Annotated in this window: 13 protein-coding genes; 6 read left to right on the top strand and 7 right to left on the bottom strand. The window is 40.4% G+C overall.

What is annotated here, in order from left to right; all coding sequences use genetic code 11:
* Window positions 1-168 precede the first annotated feature (168 nt).
* From N7931_RS10515 to N7931_RS10505, 3 genes are all read right to left on the bottom strand, one after another.
* Window positions 169-510 carry a zinc ribbon domain-containing protein YjdM gene (locus N7931_RS10515; protein ID WP_262793915.1) on the bottom strand — a complete coding sequence of 114 codons (342 nt, stop codon included), beginning with the start codon at window positions 508-510 and terminating at the stop codon, window positions 169-171.
* A 109-nt stretch (window positions 511-619) separates the two neighbouring features.
* Entirely contained in the window at window positions 620-1,111 is a 492-nt protein-coding gene (locus N7931_RS10510) for a nucleoside deaminase (protein ID WP_262793914.1), read from the bottom strand.
* An 8-nt stretch (window positions 1,112-1,119) separates the two neighbouring features.
* Window positions 1,120-2,475 carry an amidohydrolase family protein gene (locus tag N7931_RS10505; protein WP_262793913.1) on the bottom strand — a complete coding sequence of 452 codons (1,356 nt, stop codon included), beginning with the start codon at window positions 2,473-2,475 and terminating at the stop codon, window positions 1,120-1,122.
* Window positions 2,476-3,111: 636 nt separating this feature from the next.
* Between N7931_RS10505 and N7931_RS10500 the strand changes: the two genes are divergently transcribed.
* From N7931_RS10500 to N7931_RS10480, 5 genes are all read left to right on the top strand, one after another.
* On the top strand, window positions 3,112-4,104 hold the full coding sequence (locus N7931_RS10500; protein ID WP_262793912.1) for an ABC transporter substrate-binding protein: 993 nt from the start codon (window positions 3,112-3,114) through the stop codon (window positions 4,102-4,104).
* A gap of 4 nt (window positions 4,105-4,108) precedes the next feature.
* On the top strand, window positions 4,109-4,924 hold the full coding sequence (locus N7931_RS10495) for an ABC transporter ATP-binding protein (protein ID WP_262793911.1): 816 nt from the start codon (window positions 4,109-4,111) through the stop codon (window positions 4,922-4,924).
* The gene (locus N7931_RS10490) at window positions 4,921-5,706 is read left to right on the top strand and encodes an ABC transporter permease (protein WP_262793910.1); all 786 of its coding nucleotides are present in this window, start codon (window positions 4,921-4,923) and stop codon (window positions 5,704-5,706) included. The genes N7931_RS10495 and N7931_RS10490 overlap by 4 nt, the downstream gene beginning before the upstream one ends.
* Before the next feature lie 344 nt (window positions 5,707-6,050).
* On the top strand, window positions 6,051-7,052 hold the full coding sequence (locus N7931_RS10485; RefSeq protein WP_262793909.1) for an isopenicillin N synthase family dioxygenase: 1,002 nt from the start codon (window positions 6,051-6,053) through the stop codon (window positions 7,050-7,052).
* A gap of 70 nt (window positions 7,053-7,122) precedes the next feature.
* Window positions 7,123-7,359 carry a DUF2798 domain-containing protein gene (locus tag N7931_RS10480; RefSeq protein WP_262793908.1) on the top strand — a complete coding sequence of 79 codons (237 nt, stop codon included), beginning with the start codon at window positions 7,123-7,125 and terminating at the stop codon, window positions 7,357-7,359.
* Between the two features lie 109 nt (window positions 7,360-7,468).
* Here N7931_RS10480 and N7931_RS10475 read toward each other — a convergent pair whose 3' ends face one another.
* The 4 genes from N7931_RS10475 to N7931_RS10460 form a co-directional block, all read right to left on the bottom strand.
* Window positions 7,469-8,848, bottom strand: coding sequence for an 8-oxoguanine deaminase (locus N7931_RS10475; RefSeq protein ID WP_262793907.1), 1,380 nt, complete (start codon window positions 8,846-8,848; stop codon window positions 7,469-7,471).
* Window positions 8,849-9,002: 154 nt separating this feature from the next.
* Window positions 9,003-10,253 (bottom strand): allantoate amidohydrolase, encoded by a 1,251-nt coding sequence (locus N7931_RS10470; protein ID WP_262793906.1) that lies wholly within the window; start codon window positions 10,251-10,253, stop codon window positions 9,003-9,005.
* Between the two features lie 5 nt (window positions 10,254-10,258).
* The gene (locus N7931_RS10465; protein ID WP_262793905.1) at window positions 10,259-11,500 is read right to left on the bottom strand and encodes a pyridoxal-phosphate-dependent aminotransferase family protein; all 1,242 of its coding nucleotides are present in this window, start codon (window positions 11,498-11,500) and stop codon (window positions 10,259-10,261) included.
* A 333-nt stretch (window positions 11,501-11,833) separates the two neighbouring features.
* Window positions 11,834-12,502, bottom strand: a complete 669-nt coding sequence (locus tag N7931_RS10460; protein ID WP_262793904.1) for a TetR/AcrR family transcriptional regulator — start codon at window positions 12,500-12,502, stop codon at window positions 11,834-11,836.
* A gap of 574 nt (window positions 12,503-13,076) precedes the next feature.
* On the opposite strand from N7931_RS10460, the gene N7931_RS10455 reads away from it, so the two are divergent.
* Window positions 13,077-19,877 (top strand): starch-binding protein, encoded by a 6,801-nt coding sequence (locus N7931_RS10455; protein ID WP_262793903.1) that lies wholly within the window; start codon window positions 13,077-13,079, stop codon window positions 19,875-19,877.

The following is a 19,877-nucleotide window of genomic DNA, read 5'->3' as shown; positions in this document are numbered from 1 at the left end:
ATGGATGTAGGTAAGGGGCGAGAGCATGGAGCGGAAGCTTTGCAGCATTTTGACTTAATCCATTAGGCCTTCAATGCTGCGCCTCGATTAAAAAGTATTTAGTTAGAACAAAATTGGTACATCAAACGTCAACAGACCCTGGTCATTGTTTTTGAGAGCTGTTTAATTTTAAGCTTTTTTCACCACGCTGGATTTTAATAGCATATCGCCCGCCCCTTCGACTTTACAGTCAATGTCGTGATCACCGGGTAAAAAGCGCTTAATGGTTGCTTTTGTGCCGACTTTAATCACAGTTGATGAACCTTTTACTTTTAAGTCTTTAACAACAGTGACTTTATCGCCTTCGGCTAAATCATTACCAACGGCATCTTTTAACTGAATTGCATCTTCATCAACTTCCGGCTGGCTTGGGTCCCACTCATGTGCGCATTCAGGGCAAATCAATAAGTTTTGATCCGGATAAACAAATTCAGATTCGCATTTAGGGCAGGCTGGTAGCTTGTCGCTCATATTATTCTCTTTAATAATCACAAAAAAATTATGGGTATTATAACCATAATGTGAGCATTTTTGAGTTAATTACAATTAAAAAGTTATAATAACATCGCTACACCGCTGTTTACGCTGTGGTTGCCTGCCAAAAATCAAGATGAAGCTGTGCGATTTCTGCTTTTACTTCATCAATTGGTCCCCAAATTTGTACTGCTTTTTGGCCTGCATTAAATACGGTGCGACAAGGTAAATCCATCGTTGGGTTTTCATCGTGGTTGCCGGTAAACGCCAATAATTGCCGTTCGGTAATACCATAAACCAGCTTGCCAATATTCGCCCAATATTGTGTACCGGCACACATAGCACAGGGTTCTGCTGTGGTGTATAAAGTACATTGCCACAAATAATCTGCATCATATTTTTTTGCTGCCTCACGTGCCATAACCGACTCAGCGTGGTTAACTGTGTCAACATTTTGCTGAGTCATTAAAATAGTTTGGTTATCCGGCGCAACCAAAATAGCCCCAAATGGATGATGACCATCCTTTATTGATTGTTTAGCTACCTCGTTAGTGCGGCGTAAATTATGAATGATTTGCTGGTGGGTTGGGTTAGTCATGCTGGCTCCTAAGCTGTAATTTTTTGTTTTAATTTGGCTAAATTTTGAATAAATCTATATTTGAGGGCAGTTTCATCTAACTGTGTGATTTGGCCGTTTTCTACTAAAATACGGCCATTAACCAAACTGGTTTTAATTAATGCAGGTTCGCCCCCCAGAATAGGTGCATATAATCTTTCATGCATACCGTGATAACGGTAATGATCTAAATTATATAAAACTAAATCAGCAGCTTGGCCTATTTTTATCTCACCAATGGATTCTATGCCTAAAATTTTAGCGCCATTTTTTGTGCTCCACTTTAGGCATTGCTCTAAGTTGGTAGCGGTTGCGCCAAATTGACTGCGGTGAATCAGCCAACTTAAATTAACTTCCTGTAGCATAGAACCAGATTCTGACGAAGCACTGCCATCGACGCCAATTGATACTGTCATTCCTGCTTTTTCCATTGCTAAAACGGGGGCAATGCCGCTGCCGAGCCGACAATTAGAGGTTGGGCAGTGGGCAATTCCGGTTTTGGTTTCACCTAATATTTTGATGTCTTTTTCGGTTGCCTGCACAATATGTGCAAACCAAACATCTTCACCTAGCCAATTCACACTGTGTGCATACTCAACGGCACTCATGCCGTATTTTTGTTGCGCCTGAGTTTCATCAAAATCAACTTCCAATAAATGTGAATGTAATTTTAATTGGTGACTTCTGGCATATTCAGCATAAGTTTTGAGATCGTCAGGCTGACAGGAGTGAACAATTGTTGTGGGTGAAACCACCACTCTGCGCATCGCATTACAATGCTGTTGATGATATTTTTGACGGCTGTTATCAATACGTTGGATGGCTAAATCAATTGATTCCGGCACAATATTATTTTTTAACATGCCTTTGTGCGTGCCTTGCACCGTTGCTCCGCCACGGCATAAAACTAAACGAACGCCTAAATCGTCAGCCGCTTGCCAGAGTGCATCTTCTAGCTCTGGAGTGGTATTGGCATGATATAAATAATGATGATCTGCACAAGTTGTCACGCCGGATCTAAGCTGTTCAGATAAACCAATTAATGCCGCATCGTACATTAGCTCAGGAGTAAAATGTGGCCAATAGGTATAAGGCACGCTGGCAAGCCATTCTCCCAGCCCTTGGTTTAATCCGGCTGGAATGCCTTTTAAGGCCGATTGCGCCAAATGGTGATGAGTATTAACAAACCCAGGATAAATTACACAAGAGCTGGCATCTATTAATTGCTCATCCGATTGTGATTTTAGCTCATTGCCTATCTCGCTGATTATGCCGTTTTGTATTCTGATATCACAGGCGGTTGGCTGACCAGCAATCGCTTCTGCATTTTTTATTAGGTAGTTCATTTAACATTTCTCCGCTAAACAAGAGCAATGTCTTTGAGAGGTAAAATTGCTCTCACCTAACCGCTTCTACTCTTTAAAATGGGGTTAATTCGTTTCACTAAAATAGTGTCACTTTGAATTAACAAGCAAATTACACGCCATAAAAGTAGCTTTTTATTTTAAATTGACCTTTTGGTTAGTTTTTTGTTGGTGTTGTTTGGTATTAATAAATAAAGGGGTTAGATTGGTTTTTGTGTTTATCTTATCCGTTTGGTATGTTTTGGTGCTGAGTTGCTTTAATTTGGTGCGGATAAGTTATTCTAATCGCTTTAAATAAATTTAGAAAGCCCCTTTAATTGCCTAATTTACATAGGTTTTATTTAGTTGGCATAAGGGTTGCAGAAGCTTGAATGTGCGAAATTTTGCATTGAGTAGAAGCGGATAGGTTTAGATCTGATTAGAGTCACAGAGATAACGCTAGGTCATTGCTCACTACACGATTGGATAATACAAAAACTCAAGTTAGCAAAGGTGTTAATTGAGGCTTGGTTCGAGTAGTGGATTGTGATCTTATTGTTTGGTCTATCTTTTTCAGCCAGCCCAGAGCGATTGTATTTCGATTGTTAGCCAAAGATTTAAGTTAACCGGAGAAATATAATGAAATTAAAAACTTTATCTAAATGGGTCGCAGCAGCGGCGTTAGTAGTTACCTCAGCCAGTTCTTTTGCGCTTGAAAAAGTGGTTTATCAGTTAGATTGGTTACCGGGTGGTGATAAAGCGCCTGTGTATGTAGGTAAAGCAAAAGGCTTTTTTAAAGACGTTGGGATTGACGTTGATATTGCACAGGGCCGAGGTTCAACAGATGCAATTACTAAAATGGCGGCGGGTCACTCAGATATAGGATCAGCTGATATTGTTGCTTTATTAGCGGGTAAAGCTAATAACAATGTGCCGGTGACCGGCGTAATGAATTTATTCTCGCAAGCACCTTATGCATTTTTTAGTTTAGAAAAAACCAATATCAATTCAGTTAAAGATTTAATTGGCAAACAAGTGGCTTCATCACCTTTTACTTCATCTAATGTCTTTTTTCCTTACATGATGAAAGCTAACGGCGTTGAAGAAAGTCAGGTTGAGCATATCAAAGCTAACCCAGGTAGTTTAGCGCCGATGATGTTAAATGGCCGCACCGATGCAATCACTTCTTGGGTAACAGATACTACAACCATTTTAAATCAAGCCGAAAAAATTGGGGTAAAAGTTAACATTATGCCTTGGCATACTGTTGGGTTAAATATTTATTCATCCTCTATTGTTGCCAGCGATAAATTTTTAAAAGAACGTCCTGAAGTAGCTAAAAAGTTTATTAAAGCGCTTAAAAAATCCATTGAATACACTTGGGCAAACCCAGATGAAGCGGGTGCAATTGTGCATCAACTGGTACCAGAAGTAGATGGCGATGTTGCTGCCGGCACAATTAAATCAATCAAAGAATTGGTATTTAATCCGATTAGTGAAAAAACCGGCTTAGGTGTATTCGACAAAGACAGATTAGCTGAAACATGGCGCTTAACTGCAATTGCCCAAGAATTACCGCAAGATAAGTTAGATCCTGAAACCGCCATTGATCGCTCATTTTTAGGAGAGTAATAGCATGAAACCCTTTGTAACCTTAGATAAAGTGAGTCATTACTATATGACTGACGAAGGCAAGCCAGTTCAAGCATTAAAAGATGTTAGCTTTTCAATCAAAAAGAACGAGTTTGTTGCAGTAGTTGGGCCGTCAGGCTGTGGTAAATCAACCTTATTGAAGTTACTTTCGGGGTTAATGCAGCCAACTCACGGCAGTGTCAATATTTTTGGCACGCCAGTGACAGAGCCAAGAGATGAAATCGGCATTGTATTTCAGCAACCGACTTTATTGCCTTGGCTTAATGTTTCCAACAATGTGTTATTTCCAATTAAACATAAGCGCGGTCGGGTGACACAGCAAGAAAAAGAGCAAGCTAACAGTTTAATTAAAATGGTTGGTTTGGAAGATTTTGCTACCCGTATGCCGGGTGAATTATCGGGTGGTATGCAGCAAAGGGTGGGGATTGCCCGCGCTTTATTGCTTGATCCGGATATTTTAATTATGGACGAACCGTTTTCTGCATTGGATGCATTAACGCGCGAAGAAATGGGCTTTGATTTATTACGAATTTGGAACGAAAGCCCAAAAACCGTTTTATTTATTACTCATTCGATCAGCGAAGCGGTCTTACTGGCAGATAAAGTATTAATTATGAGCCCAAGACCGGGACGTTTATCTGAAGAAATTGAAATTGATTTGCCAAGACCAAGATCAGCGGCAACTGTACGAGAAAAAGCATTCAGCGAATATACCGACAGAATTCGTCAGCAAATTTATCATCCAAAAACGGCGGATATTAAAGCAATTAAAGACGATAAAAAAGTGGTGAATCTATGAGCGAATTTACGGTTAGTAAAACACAAATTTTAAAGCGTTATTTACCCGCTATTACCTTGGCTTTAATTTTACCTGCGTGGGAATTAATTTGCCGATTGTTTGATGTACCCAGTTATATTTTACCCGCGCCGAGTGAAATTTATCAGGCGTTTGTTGAGGTTGATTTTGATCGCTGGGGTTTGCATTTATGGGCAACTTTAAAAGTAGCCTTATTAGGCTTTGCTTTATCCATGTTCATTAGCATTCCGCTGGCAATGTTAATGGTTAATTCAAAATATTTATCCAAAACCTTATACCCTATTTTAGTAGTGGTGCAGTCAACCCCTGTTGTCGCAATTGCGCCTTTATTAATTACCATGTTTGGCTCAGGCGAAGCGCCGCGTTTAGCCATTACTTGTTTAATTACATTTTTCCCGCTGGTGGTTTCGGCAACAACTGGGATGATGGCAACGCCACCAGAGTTAATTGATTTATCGCGCTCGTTACGTGCACCAAGATATAAAGAAATTTTTGCGATTAGATTACCTTATGCGCTACCGCATATTTTTAGTGGGATGAAAGTAGCGGTTACACTGGCAATTATTGGTGCTGTAGTTGCAGAGTTTGTCGCGGCGGAGCAAGGGTTAGGCTATTTTATTCAATTTTCGACCTCGTTTTTTAAAGTGCCACAAGCGTTTGCTGCATTAATCTTTTTATCAGTCGTCAGCTTGGCATTATTTAAACTGGTGCATTGGGTTCAAGCTTACTTTTTTGGCTGGACTATGGCTAAAGAAAAAGCTTAATTTTCGCAACGATGTGTCGGCATAAATGCCGACCTACAAGAGAGCCCAAAGCCTTATGATAGAAAATATAGGTCGGGCTTTAGCCCGAAAATAACACGGGATTAGTGCAATGCAGGAGCAATTGCCGTTAGCCCGAAAGTATAACAGGAATTAGGTTATTCGACGGCATAAATGCCGAGCAACAAAAGTATAAGATTATTCACTTAACTGAGTAATCAGGAGTATAAGCGGCAAGGTTTATAACGTTAAAGTGAAATCTGGCATTGCTCCTTTTGGCCGGGTGTTAATACCGCACCCGATAAACCGCTTGTTGATCGCAAGTGGATTAATTCAACTGGAGAACCATGATGAACAATACATCTTATCAATTAGATGAACTTAATTTTGAAACCCAAATTGGCGGTTTAGGCACAGAGAATGATGATTATCAAATTCCGCTGATTGATATGTCAGATTTTGAGACTCGCCGCAGTGAAATCACCGAACAGCTATGGGCTGCTGCCACTCAAGTTGGCTTTTTTCAATTGAAAAATCACGATTTATCAGCCGATGAAATTAATCAGGCGTTTGCTGAGTCGGAAAAATACTTTGCGCTGGATAAATCTGAAAAACAAAAAAATCAACTCAAAGACGGTCAAAACGCTGGTTGGGAGTTTATGAATCAGATACGGCCATCAACCGGAACGAAAGATCAAAAAGAATCTTTTCAAATTACTTTGCCTAATATGCAAGGTTGTTGGCCAGACGAATCTGTATTGCCCGGCTTTAAAGCTAAAACGCTCGAATTTGAAGACAAAGCATGGCAACTCGGGATGAAAGTTTTATCCTGTTTTGCTGACAAGCTCGGCTTTGAGCGTGATTTTTTTAACAAAGCACACGATAAAACTAAGCAGGAATATCAATCGACTTTGCGTTTATTGCATTATTTACCGATGCCAAAAGAAGCGCTCGATCCATCACTTTGGCGAGCCGGTGCACATACCGATTTTGATTGTTTAACTATGGTTTTTCAAAAAGCGGGGCAAGGTGGGTTACAAGTTTGTGCCGGTAAAGATGCTAAAAACAGCCAAAGCTGGACCAATGTAAAGCCAACCGATGGGGTCATCACTTGTAATATTGGTGATATGTTAATGCGCTGGAGCGATGATAAATTAAAGTCCACTTTGCATCGAGTACGGATGCCAAAGCCGGAAGAAAGTCAGGGACCGCGTTATAGCATGGCATTTTTCTGCCAAGCAAATAAAAATGTCATTATTCAAGGGCCAGAAAAAAAATATCAGCCAATTAGCGCGGCTGATTATTTAAAGCTGCGAATTAATGCTAATTTTGCCAGCACCCAAAAATAACCTGTCTAACAAACAACAGACCTTATTTTGCATCAACTGAGGTGTGATTAAGGTTTGTTTGAGCCAAGCCATGATTAATAAAAAATATTACCGTTTTGTTTATTCATTTTTTATGTCGCTGATGATGTCTTGTTTTATGTCTTTTGTGATTACGCTATTCAATGTTGGCTGGGTTGATAACTTTTTTCATATTTGGCGTCACTCATGGGCATTTGCTTTTATGGTTGCTTATCCAACCGTATTATCATTTGGTCCACTGGTAAAGCGCATTACAGATAAATTGGTAGAATCGACTCCGGCAAAATAAAGGTATATTACTGTATTGAGGCCAGAAGCGAACTTAGAATAACTAAAGCTGAAAGTTTGCTTTTAAAGTTAGCTTTCAGCTTGTTATTGTTGCGTTTTTTTATCTCAGCTTAACCATTATATTGCACCAAACGTTTAGCTGCATTTTGATGAATGTGTTGCAGCTCATTGATGTCTGAACTTAATAACTGGTGATTTTTTACCAGCCAGTTGCCAGCACACATAACCGCTTTGGCTTTATGTGCGCCACATAAAATAAGCGCGGCGAGTGGGTCATGGCTGCCGGAGAATCTGGGTTCTGCTAAATCAAATAAGGCAAGATCGGCTTGTTTACCAACGGCCAATTCGCCAATATCATTGCGGCCTAAAACCTGAGCGCTGCCTTTAGTTGCCCAGTAGAGTGCGTCTAAATGTGTAATTTCATCGGCCTGATAACGCAATCGATTGATTAATAAAGCTTGTCTGACTTCCTGAATCATATTTGAACCGTCGTTAGAGGCACTGCCGTCAACACCTAATCCAACTTTAACGCCCGCGGCTTGGAGCTCTTTGGTGCGACAAATACCGGATGCCAATACCATATTAGAAGACGGGCAATGGCAAATACCAACTTTAGCTTGGCCTAAGCGTTTAATCTCTTCATCGTTAAAATGAATACCATGTGCTAGCCATACGTCATTTGCCAGCCAATCGACAGACTCTAAATAATCCAGCGGACGCATGCCAAACATCTTTATACAAAAACGATTTTCGTCTTCGGTTTCAGCCAAATGAGTATGTAACTGAACCTGATATTGGCGAGCCAATTTGGCAGTAGCTTGCATTAGCTCTGTGGTGACCGAAAACGGAGAGCAGGGGGCGAGTGCTATATTGAGTTTACTGCCCTCGGTATTTTGATGGTAGCGTTTAATTAAACGTTCCGAATCGTCTAATATTTGGCTATCAGTTTGTACTGTGGTTTGTGGTGGTAAACCACCATCTTTTTCACCCAAACTCATTGAACCACGGGTTAATGTTACTCGGCAATTAATTTGGCTGGCTGCATTTACTTGAATATCAATTGCTTCGCTTAATGCATCTGGAAATAAATAATGGTGATCAGCTACTGTTGTTGCGCCGGATAATACCAATTCAGCTAAACCAAGTTGAGTAGCCGCATTGAGCATATCCGGCTGAAGTTTTGCCCAAACCGGATACAAAGTTTGTAGCCAAGGGAATAAACGTTTATTCAATGCGGGTGGAAATGCTCTGGTTAAGGTTTGATATAAATGATGATGGGTATTAATTAAACCCGGTAATAATACTTGATCGCTGGCATTGTAAATTTGATTGATTGGAGATTGTGGTTGCTGATTTTTTGCCACCAGCTCAATAATTTTACCTGAGTTGAGATCAACAACTATGCCGTTATCAGCATTTTGTTGGTTGGCGGTAAAGACCGCTTTGGGTTGTTTGATCCAAAGTGTATTTTTAACTGTTGTTATCGACATATTAACCTCTGTAAATGACCTTTAAATAAACTGCCGTTTTGAATAGAGGTTAACTAAAGTATAAGTCACCTTATCAAAACAGTGAGTAGCCGGTTTAGTTTTAAACTGGCTAATAAGGCAGTGACTTGCGTGTTAATCTGCCGAAGTTTAGCGCTTAGTTTTGGTAATAACTAAGCGCTGAATACATGACTTTTATAGCGTCTGTTACATCACTTTCAATCACAGCTTCGTCAGGATGATGGCTGATGCCTTTTGGACTGCGAATAAATAGCATCCCGACCGGACAAATCTCTGCTATTGCCATTGCATCGTGACCTGCACCTGAAGGTAAAACGGGCGCTGCTAATTGATTTATTTCACAGGCAGCTGAAAATAATTGTTGAACTTGGGGAGCGCATTGCACAGCTTTTGCCTGATGTGTCCATTGCCAATCCAAGGTTAACTGTCTTTTATTGGCAATAGTTTGGGCGGCGGTTTCTATTTTATTGAGCAAAGCTGTTAAATCTGAATCTTGTTGCGCTCTGGCATCTAGTGTCATTTCTGATAAACCAGCAATCACATTGGTGGCGCCGGGTTTGGCTTTTATCGCACCAACTGTTGCGACTTCTTGGTTAGTGCAAGCCAAGGCAATTTGTTCAATTGCCAAACTTAATTCTGCGCAGGCCGCTAAAGCATCACGACGTAAATTCATTGGCGTTGTGCCCGCGTGGCCAGTTTGCCCTTGGTAACTGATAATGGCACGTTTTGCACCGGCAATTGCACTGACTACGCCTAAAGAGTGGTGCTGAGCTTCTAATACCGGACCCTGTTCAATATGAATTTCCCAGTATTGTATTATTTCAGCCGGATTTAATGCTGCGTTATGCACTTCATTTGGGTTTAAACCAAATGTTTGCAGCGCCTCTTCCATGCTGATGCCGTTTGCATCTTTGATAGAGAGCCACTGTGGTGAAAATTGACCGGCTAATGCTTTTGAACCAATTAAAGTGGTAGCGAATCGAGTACCTTCTTCGTCAGCAAAACCAACAATATCCAGATGAAAAGGTAAATCAAGCTGCTGAGATTGAGCCAGTTTTGCCAGCTCTAAGCCAAGCATAACCCCTAAAATGCCATCATAAGCACCCGCATTCGGTACTGTGTCTAAATGAGAACCTAAAATCAGGCGAGGTGCATTTTGATGTTGGCTGGCTAAGCGTCCCCATTGATTACCCACTTGATCTTGCCACACGGTTAAACCAGCATCTACCATCCAATTGGCGACTTGCTGATGACACGCTTTGTGTTTGTCAGTTAAATACTGGCGTAAAATACCGTTAGTCATTTCGCTGATTTGAGCCAACTGGTGGCAATTATGCAAAGCTTGCTGACTGTGTTTTTGTGCTAGTTCAGAATTAAGTATTTGCATCGTTTTTAAGCCTGTTCAGACTGATAAAAACTCAGTGCGGCACTACCAGCTTCACCTTTTGGCCCTTTATAACCATTGGCGTGCAGGCAAGTGTCTAAGCAGGCAAGCGTTTGAAGAACGGCTGACTTACGGGCGTTATAACCCATAGTTCCAATTCGCCAAATTTTGCCGTGAAGCGGCCCAAAAGACGTACCGATTTCGATACCAAAATCGTTTAACATTTGACTACGTACTGCATCGCCATTGACGGAATCTGGAATATAAACCCCAACTACATTGTTCATTTTATGTTTTACATCACCAAACACACGTAATCCTAAGGCCTGAACGCCGGTGAGCATGGCATCACCATGTAGTTGGTGGCGAGCAATAACATTATCTATGCCTTCATTGATCGCTATGCGTGCGCATTCGGCTGCGCAATACAGCATACTGGTAGCTTCGGTATGGTGATTTAATCTTTCTTCACCCCAATAATCCATAATCATGGGTAAATCAAAATAATTGGAGCGGATCATGGGTTCTATTCCATCTTGATGTTCTGATGTTTTTATACCGGCTTCCACTTTTTTACGTTTACGAACCCAATCAACAAATTGATCGCTTAAAGTGACAGGTGCGGAACCGGAAGGGCCACCTAAACATTTTTGTAAACCCACTGAAACTGCATCTAATCCCCATTCATCGGTTTTAAGCTCATTTCCCATAATCGAGGCTGTGGCATCACAGTAGAATAAAACATCGTGGCGTTTACAAATTTCACCTATATATTCAAGCGGTTGATTCATGGTGGTGGATGTATCGCCTTGTACCATAGCCAATAATTTAGGTTGTACTTTTTTGATTGCGGCTTCAATTTGCTCTGGCTCAAATACTTCACCCCAAGCCACTTCAATTGTATGTACTTCAGCTTGTGCACGCTCTGCTATTTCTGCTAATAAATGGCCGAATCGACCCATAATGGGGACTAATACTTTGTCACCCGGGCGAATTGCAGAAATTAACACCGCTTCAATTCCTGCGCGGGAGGTACCGTCAATTAATATTGTCCATTGATTTGTGGTTTTAAAAACCTCACGGTAACGCGCCATCGTTTCGTTCATAAAACCTGTCATAGCTGGATCGTACTGGCCGATAAGCTGAGCCGACATAGCGCGTAAAACTCTAGGATCTGCATTAATTGGCCCCGGACCCATTAATAATCTGGCCGGTGGATTAAGCGCTTCTATAAAAGATGGAACTGGCATGGATAACTCCTGCTTTCATATTATTTGAAATATGAATTTAAATATTGGATAAGGGTACTTGGTACTTTCATTAATTAAACTATTCAGCAATTTACATTGAGCAATTTAAATGCCAGTTTAATATTTTATATTATTCCTGTCCAATTGGTTATGTTTGTGGTTTGGTTTGGGCTGGGTTATGCATTTTTATGGTTCAAAATGCACTTTTTTAGGTTGTTGACCTAGTGGTTTTAAATAGGGCTTTGGGAAGTGGAGAGTATTTAAAAGCACCGGAGAAAAATCAACTTCTCCGGTTAAAACAGAAATAGAGCAGGGAATAAAGCAGAATAAAAGTTAACGGTTTTCTGGCAGTTTTAAACCTAAACCACCCAAAATAAGTTGAGCAATTGAACGGGTAATGGCCTGAATATCGCTTTCTTCATATTCAAGTTTATTTTGTAAAATTAAAATTTCGGTTTGATAGTCAGCGTAATACTGTGTGCTGGACCAAATCATAAACAGTAGATGAGTCGGATCTACCGGCGCAATTTTGTTAGCGTCAATCCAAGCTTGTAAAACTTCAATTTTTTTTCTAAACCAAGGGCGGGTATTATTGCGAATGTAATCACCTAAATAGGGTGCACCGCGAATAATTTCTGTGGCGAATAATCTGGATTGCATGGGCTGTTCACAGGCTAGGCGCACTTTTAAATAAATATATTTATACAAGGCAACTGCTGGATCGTCATTAACACTAATATCGATTAAACCTAAGTTCCAGTTGGATAAAATGCGTTCTAGTACGGCTTCATACAGGTTATCTTTGCTTTTAAAATAGTAGAGCACATTGGCTTTTGGTACATTGGCTTCATTAGCAATTGCATTCATGCTGGCACCATCATAACCACTTGAAGAAAAAAGCCTTTCTGCGGCATCTAAAATCAGAGCCTGACTTTTTTGGCGTGCTAACTCTTTTTTATTTTGTTTGGTTGGCTCTGAGTTTATTTCCACTATCTGACTCATTTTAAATCCTGTTTTAGCTTAAATTGTCATTTCCAGTTTAAATGTTTTGACCGTATGGTCAATTAAAAAAACTATAAACCAAACTCGAGTCGTTAAAAATCTTGTCGATTTATGTATGTTGGATATTTCAAAATGAGCCTATTGAATACGTATTCATAAAGTATTCTTATGAATACGTATGCATCTATTTATTTTAAATAATTGTTAAATTTAATTTATTTTTAACCTTATGATTTAAAAGGTTATTTTGTTTTCATGTATTAAAACTGATAATAGGTTGAGTTTTAAGTGGCTTTTTTAAACAAAATTAAGTGTATTTATTAAAAAGTTAAACTTACAAAAAGTTTTTTATTTTACTTAACTATTTGATTTTAAAGTTGTTTAATGTTCTTGAATTGGTTGGTTTTTATACTGATAACTTGTCAAGTTTTTTTTAGTTAATTTATTAACATAAAAACCTGGTTATTTTTAACATCTATTTCACATTGCCTGCCTGTGTTAGTTTTAAAGGTGAAGAATTGCATTAATTTGCATCAATCAACTTTAAGTACACACAAATTAATCAGGTGGGAATATGGAAACCAGAAATATCAAGAGGGCGGCTCATAAGAATAATAGATGTAGCTTATATGCCTATTCTCTGTTTTTTGTCTGTACGCTGCTAGGAAACGGATCATCCCTCGCAGCGGTTAATAGTACCTCAATTTGTTTTGACAATAATCAAAACTACCAAAACCCAACAGTGTATCTATGGAATGTACAGCCTCAAGGCGTTTTTGCAAATAGCCAGTGGCCAGGTCAAACTATGTCAGCCGAAGGTGACTATTATTGTTACGATACTCAAGCTGAGTTTTCGTCAGTTAATGTGATTTTTAATAATAATGGCGCACCTCAAACAGCAGATTTATATGCAACAGCGGGTAATACTTGTTACCAAAATAATGCTTGGACCAGTTTAGAAAGCTGTGGTTTGATTCAGACAAACCAAGCGCCAGTAGCGAATGCGGGTGCTGATATTACTATTACAGAGGGGCAAAGTGCACAGTTTGACGCTTCCGCCTCTACTGATTCAGATGGTTCAATTGTTAGTTATCAATGGGATAACGGTTTAACCGGTGTTCAGCCAACATTGGTATACGATACTCAAGGTACTTATACAGTTAACTTAATTGTAACGGATGACCAAGGCGCCACCTCAACCGATACGGTAACAGTAACGGTTGAAGCTGATGATTCAAATACTGGTTCGGGCACAATAGTATGTTATGACAATAGCTATAACCATGCTCAACCAACCATTTATGCTTGGGGGGCTGTGCCTGCTAATACAGTCGGTGATTTTGGCTGGCCGGGCGAGCCAATGCAAGCGACTGATACTGGGTTTGTTTGTTACGATTTTGGCTTAGAGCTAACGTCTATTAATGTTATTTTTACCAGCAATGGCGGTAATCAATCCCCTGATTTAACAGCGACAGAGCCAACAACTTGTTATAAAAACAATACTTGGGTTACTTTAGCTGAATGTGGCATGGGTGGTGAAGTTTCGACCTCCAACACCCTTTATTATGTTAATAATGCTGGATTAAACCCGGTCACCGCGCACATCTGGGATGTTGAACCTGCGAGCGCACTTGCCGACACTCAATGGCCGGGATTAGAGTTAAGCCAGTTAGATGATTCTAATATCTGGTATGTTGATTTACCTGAATCAGTAGTTGGCGCGAATATTATTTTTAGCCAAAATGGGACTAATCAAACCGCAGATTTAACATTCTCTAATTATGCGACTTGTTACAACAATGGCACTTGGATGAGTGCTGAAGCTTGTGGGATTGAACCTCAAGTATTAGTTGAAGCTGGTCCTGATCGTAAAGCAAATCAAAATTCAAAACTGGCATTGTCAGCTGCTGCTTCTGAAGGCGATACTTCATCTGCGGTATGGACAAGTGATGCGTGGAGCGGTGAATTAACCGGTGCAAGTGTTGTTACACCAGAATTAGTGGAGCAAGGCACTTTCACTGTAACTTTAACATTGGCTAATGGTGAAACCGATAGTTTTGAATTAGGAGTGGTTGCTGCTACTCAAGCTATGCCTGAAAGACCTTTATTAGCGGCTGAGCTTAACTTCCCGTTAGCTGGTAATGTATCTGGCGGTAATTATGAGTTTGAACCGGCTTTCCCTGCATTAAACGGATTGTTTTCATCACCGGTTATGGTAACTAATGACGGTACTAATGATTTAGTTTATGTCGTGGATAAAAAAGGGACTTTGTCAGTTTTCCCGAATGATAAAAACGTATCAGTTGCTCAAGTTAATGTGATTTTAGACATTACCGCAGAAGTTCGTGATTATCATGAGCAAGGTTTATTATCAGTTGCTTTCCATCCTGATTTTGCAACCAATGGTTACGCTTATATTTATTATATTGAAGGTGATAACGACAACGAAAGTGATAATGGCGTATTTGGTGATGCTGTATTAGAGCGCATTAAGCTGAACGATACTTATTTACCAACTGATGTGATTGAGCGCGTTGAAGTATTACGAATTGCTCAACCAGGCCCTGATCACAAAGGCGGCATGATGGCGTTTCATCCATCAACTGGTGAGTTTTATTTAGGCGTAGGTGATGGTGCTTATGGCGATACCGCAATTGAACCAACCCCGCCAGACACCCGAACTAATAACGGTGCTCAGGATACTTCTAATTTATTAGGTAGTTTTATTCGCCTTGAAATGCGCGAAACACCTAATGATCAAGGTTTATATTATGATATTCCAACCGATAACCCTTATGTAGATAACCCGAACATTCGTGACGAAATCTGGTCTTATGGCCATCGTAACCCTTGGCGCTGGTCGTTCGACAAAGTATTACCATACACTTTGTGGGAAACCGAAGTGGGTCAGGCTGGTTTTGAAGAAGTTAACATTATTAATGCTGGTCAAAACTACGGTTGGCCAATTTGTGAAGGGACAAACCACAGAGGTAACGACGGTGGTGATCCTAACCAAACTCGCAGCTGTGAAAATGATTTAACGGCACCAGTTGGTGGTTATTATCACAATACAGGTTCAGTTTCTATTATCGGTGGTTTTGTTTACCGCGGTACTCAATTACCGGGCTTAACTGGCAAGTTTATTTATGGTGATTATGTCAGTAAAAAAATCTGGTCAGCAAATGAAGATGAAACGGATGTCTTAGTTAGTGCGGCATTCCCAAGTAATATTTCATCATTTGGTACCGATTTAGCCGGTGAAAAAGTATATATCAGCACTCATGGCGCTGAATATAACGGTTTATCTACTATTTACCGAATGATTGACAGCGATGTTCAGGCAGCGGTAATTCCTGAAAAATTATCTGAAACTGGTTTATTTGCTGATTTAACAAATCGTATTCCGTCTCATGGGGTCATTGAGTACGACGTTAATTCAGACGGCTGGTTTGACGGTTTACAGGCGCGTCATTTTATTGCTGTGCCAAATGCTCAAAAAATTGAGTTTAATGAAGCTAACCTATGGGATTTACCTGTGGGTTCTGTGTTGGTTAAACATTTAGAGCTACCAATTAGTGCAACTGAAACTCGTGGATTTGAAACATCTGTTTTATTTAAACAAACCTCGGGCAACTGGGCCTCAGCAAACTATTACTGGGATGCAAGCGGTACAGATGCAACTTTGGTAAACGAAGCCATTACGGTGAATGTTGATCAATTCTTTGCTGGTGCAATCTTAAACCATGATCGTCAGGTTCGTTCGGGTAATGAATGTACCGCGTGTCATATCGGTACTGGTAGTAAAGAGCCACTGGCGATTACAACGGGTCAGTTAAATAAATCGTTTGACTATCAAGGTGTACAAAGCAATCAGCTTGATGCCTTTAATGAAATTGGTTTATTCACACTCGATATCGGCTTTGGCGTAAATCATCAGCGTTTAGCTGATCCTCAAGATGCGGCAGATAGTTTACCTGAGCGTGCCAGTGCTTATTTTGAGACTAACTGTTCTCATTGTCATAACGGCAGCTTTATGGATTTAAATTATGATACGCCGCTTGCTGAGCGGGATATTATGAATGTTAAACGGGGTGAGATGTATCGTATGGCACCGTTTGATCATGAATCCAGCTTAATTTATACCTATCAGATTGATGATGCTAACCGCATGCCTAAAGGGACTAAATTAACTAACCCGGTAGCTGAAGGAGTCTTTAGATTATGGATTGACGGTACTTACGCTAGCCAGTTAGCTATGTCTGTTCGAGCTGTGAAAACTGTGCTTGGTGTCGGTGAAACTTTACCGGTTAATGCTTACGCTTTATATGACAATGATTTTGAAGCAATTGTTAGCTCAGATGTTGTTTGGACTTCCAGCGATGAATCTGTTTTACAGGTTAGTGGTGTTCAGGGCGATGCTAATTTAACTGCGGTTTCAACTGGAACAGTAACAGTCACGGCTTCAAGCCAAGGCTTTAGTGGCACACTTGAAGTAACTGTTGAAGCTGGTCCTGATGCTGTTACTAATTTAGCTGCCAGCGCAGAAAGCGAAGATACAATTGCTTTAAGCTGGACAGATAACGCCAGTAACGAAACTCATTATTTAATTAAGCGTTCAGAAACTGAAAATGGTAGTTACCAGTTAGTTAAAACGCTAGCTGCTAATTCACAAGCTTATGTTGATACTGGCTTAGAGGCGGAAACTCAGTATTTTTATCAAGTAGTTGCCAAAGGCCAAAATGCAAACTCAGAAGCAGTGACGGTAAGTGCCGTTACTACAGCAGCAGCACCAATTGATGGTTTATCTATTGTAAGCCGTGCAGAAATTAGCCTGATTGCAGGTGAAACTACTCAAGTTGTTGCTATTGCGCAAAAACAAGATGAGTTGATTGGGGTGAGTGTGCCAGCCACATGGCAAAGTGCAGATCCTAATATTGCGACGGTTTCTGATAAAGGTCAGATCTTGGCGGGTAATACAGCTGGTGTGACTCAAGTATCAGTAACTTATCAAGGGTTAACGGCAAGTGTTGAGGTTGAAAACCTAGGTGCTGGTCAGTATATCTACTTTAAAAATTCAGCGAGCTGGGCAACACCAACGGCTTATATGTGGCGTAACGAAGGCGGGGTTGAAACCACTGTATCGGCTGCATGGCCGGGTAGCCCAATTACGTTAACGGCTCCAGAGCTAGGTGCAAACTGGTTTAAAATTTATGCGCCTTATACTTATGCAAATAGTAATGGCGACTTAAATATTATCTTTAGTGATTCAGGTGCAAACCAAACAGCTGATGATATTGCAGCAGTTAATATTATGTCTGCTAATTGGTTTGATGCGCAGTGGTTAACCAGTCAACCAGAAGGTAACGGGGTTGAAACCGGCACTCAAGTGCAAATTGGTAATGGTGAAATCACTTTAACAGGTTCAGCTAACTTATCCGGTAAATTATTTACCTTAGGTACAGTGCTGGATATTAGTGCTAATGGTGCGGCAACTGGTCTTGAATTTTCACATTGGGAAGGGACAGGCGTTGCTTATTTAGTTGACTCAACTAAAGAAACTACCCAAATGGTGGTTGGTGATGGTTTATCATTCACTTTATTAGCTGTTTATGACAGCGTATCCGATGAACATTTAACAGGTCGTCAATATTATACCGATACCGGTTGTACAGGGTGTCACGGTTATGAAGGCAATACAGGCACAAGTTTATTAGGATTAGCTAATACCTATAGTCTTGAGCAATTAACCAATTATATTGAAACCAACATGCCACTTGGTAATTCTGCCGCTTGTACTGGTGAATGTGCTTCAACCACTGCAGCGATGATCTTAGACGAAGCCTTTACTGCTCCGGCTAATGTTTGTAGCGTTGATAGCTTAGACGACATAGTGCCGCAAGACAGAGGTTACCGGTTATTAACTACACTTGAATATAATAACTCAATTCGTGATTTATTAGGGCTAGGCTCAGATGTGGATGTGACCACAGGACGTGTTCCGGCAGATATTCCGCTTAATGGCTTTTTCACTAATGCCAATACTGTGTTTACCAATGATTATGCTAAAGGCTATATCACATCAGCAGAAGCTGCGGCGGAAATGGTCAGTGATATGTATAGCTTAACCACAGGTTGTAGTGAAGTGGCTTGTTTCTTAGATGACTTTGCAAAACGTGCATTCCGTCGTCCGTTAACAACAACTGAAAAAGTAAGCTTAACCAGTGTGTATAACGACCAAGGTGAGTTAGCTTTATTAACCAGCATTTTATCGGCTCCTGCTATGCTATATCGCTCAGAAGTTGGTGAACCAACTAATGATGGTTATTACCAGTTAACTGATTACGAAGTGGCTACTTTATTAGCCTACACCTATTGGGCAACAACACCTGATAACTGGTTATTAGCAAAAGCCGATGCTGGTGAATTAAGCTCGAAATCTCAAATCTCTAATACTGTTAGCACTATGCTGCAAAGTGATAAAGCTAAACTGGCGTTTGAACGCTTTATTAGTGGTTGGTTAAATTTAGACCGAGATATTAAACCTAATGAGCTTTCAGACAGCTTAAAAGCTGATATGAGACAAGAGACTATAGAGTTTGTCAGCCGCATTGTATTTAACGGCGGTGATTATAACGAGTTATTAACGGCTCAATATAGTTACATGACAGAGCAGTTAGCACTGCACTATGGATTCGAATGGCCGGGCGGTACAGGCTGGCAGCGGGTTGATTATGATCCGGAAGAAAGCAATGGTGAGCGTGCTGGTTTATTAGGCCATGCAAGTATATTGGCGATTAATTCTGCAGGTGAAAAAACACATCCGGTTAAACGAGGTTTATTTGTGCGTCGCAACCTAATGTGTCAGGACTTCCCGCCACCACCGGTTGGGGCTGAATTAAAACCTCAAGAAGATCCGTCTTTAACTGTGCGTGAGCGTTTTGAGCATGCGCACTTACAAGAGGGTTGTGAATCTTGCCACCAATATATTGATGGTATTGGTTTTGGTTTTGAAAACTATAACTCACTTGGTAAATATGTAACTACTGAAACAACGGATGATGGTCTGGTTAAAGCCATTAATTCTGCCGGTTATATTGGCAGCTTAAACTCGGCTGAAACTTTCTTATCAGCCAGTGAAGCTGTTGTTGAGTACCAAGGAATTAATGAGTTAGCTGAGTTAGTGGCTGACAGCAAACATGGTAAAGCTTGTTATGCTCGGCAGTGGTTCAGATATGCCAGAGGGAGTCATGAAGAGTCAGTTGATGCTTGTACTTTGCAAGTATTTGGTGACAGCTTTAAAAATGGCAGTCATACCAGTTTGTTGGATCTAATGATTCAATATACTCAAACCAGTAATTATATATTACGTAAGTAG

The organism is Catenovulum sp. 2E275, assembly GCF_025515275.1.
Lineage (GTDB): Bacteria > Pseudomonadota > Gammaproteobacteria > Enterobacterales > Alteromonadaceae > Catenovulum.
Note: the sequence above shows the minus strand (reverse complement) of the source record. Positions and strands in the feature narration are given on the sequence as shown.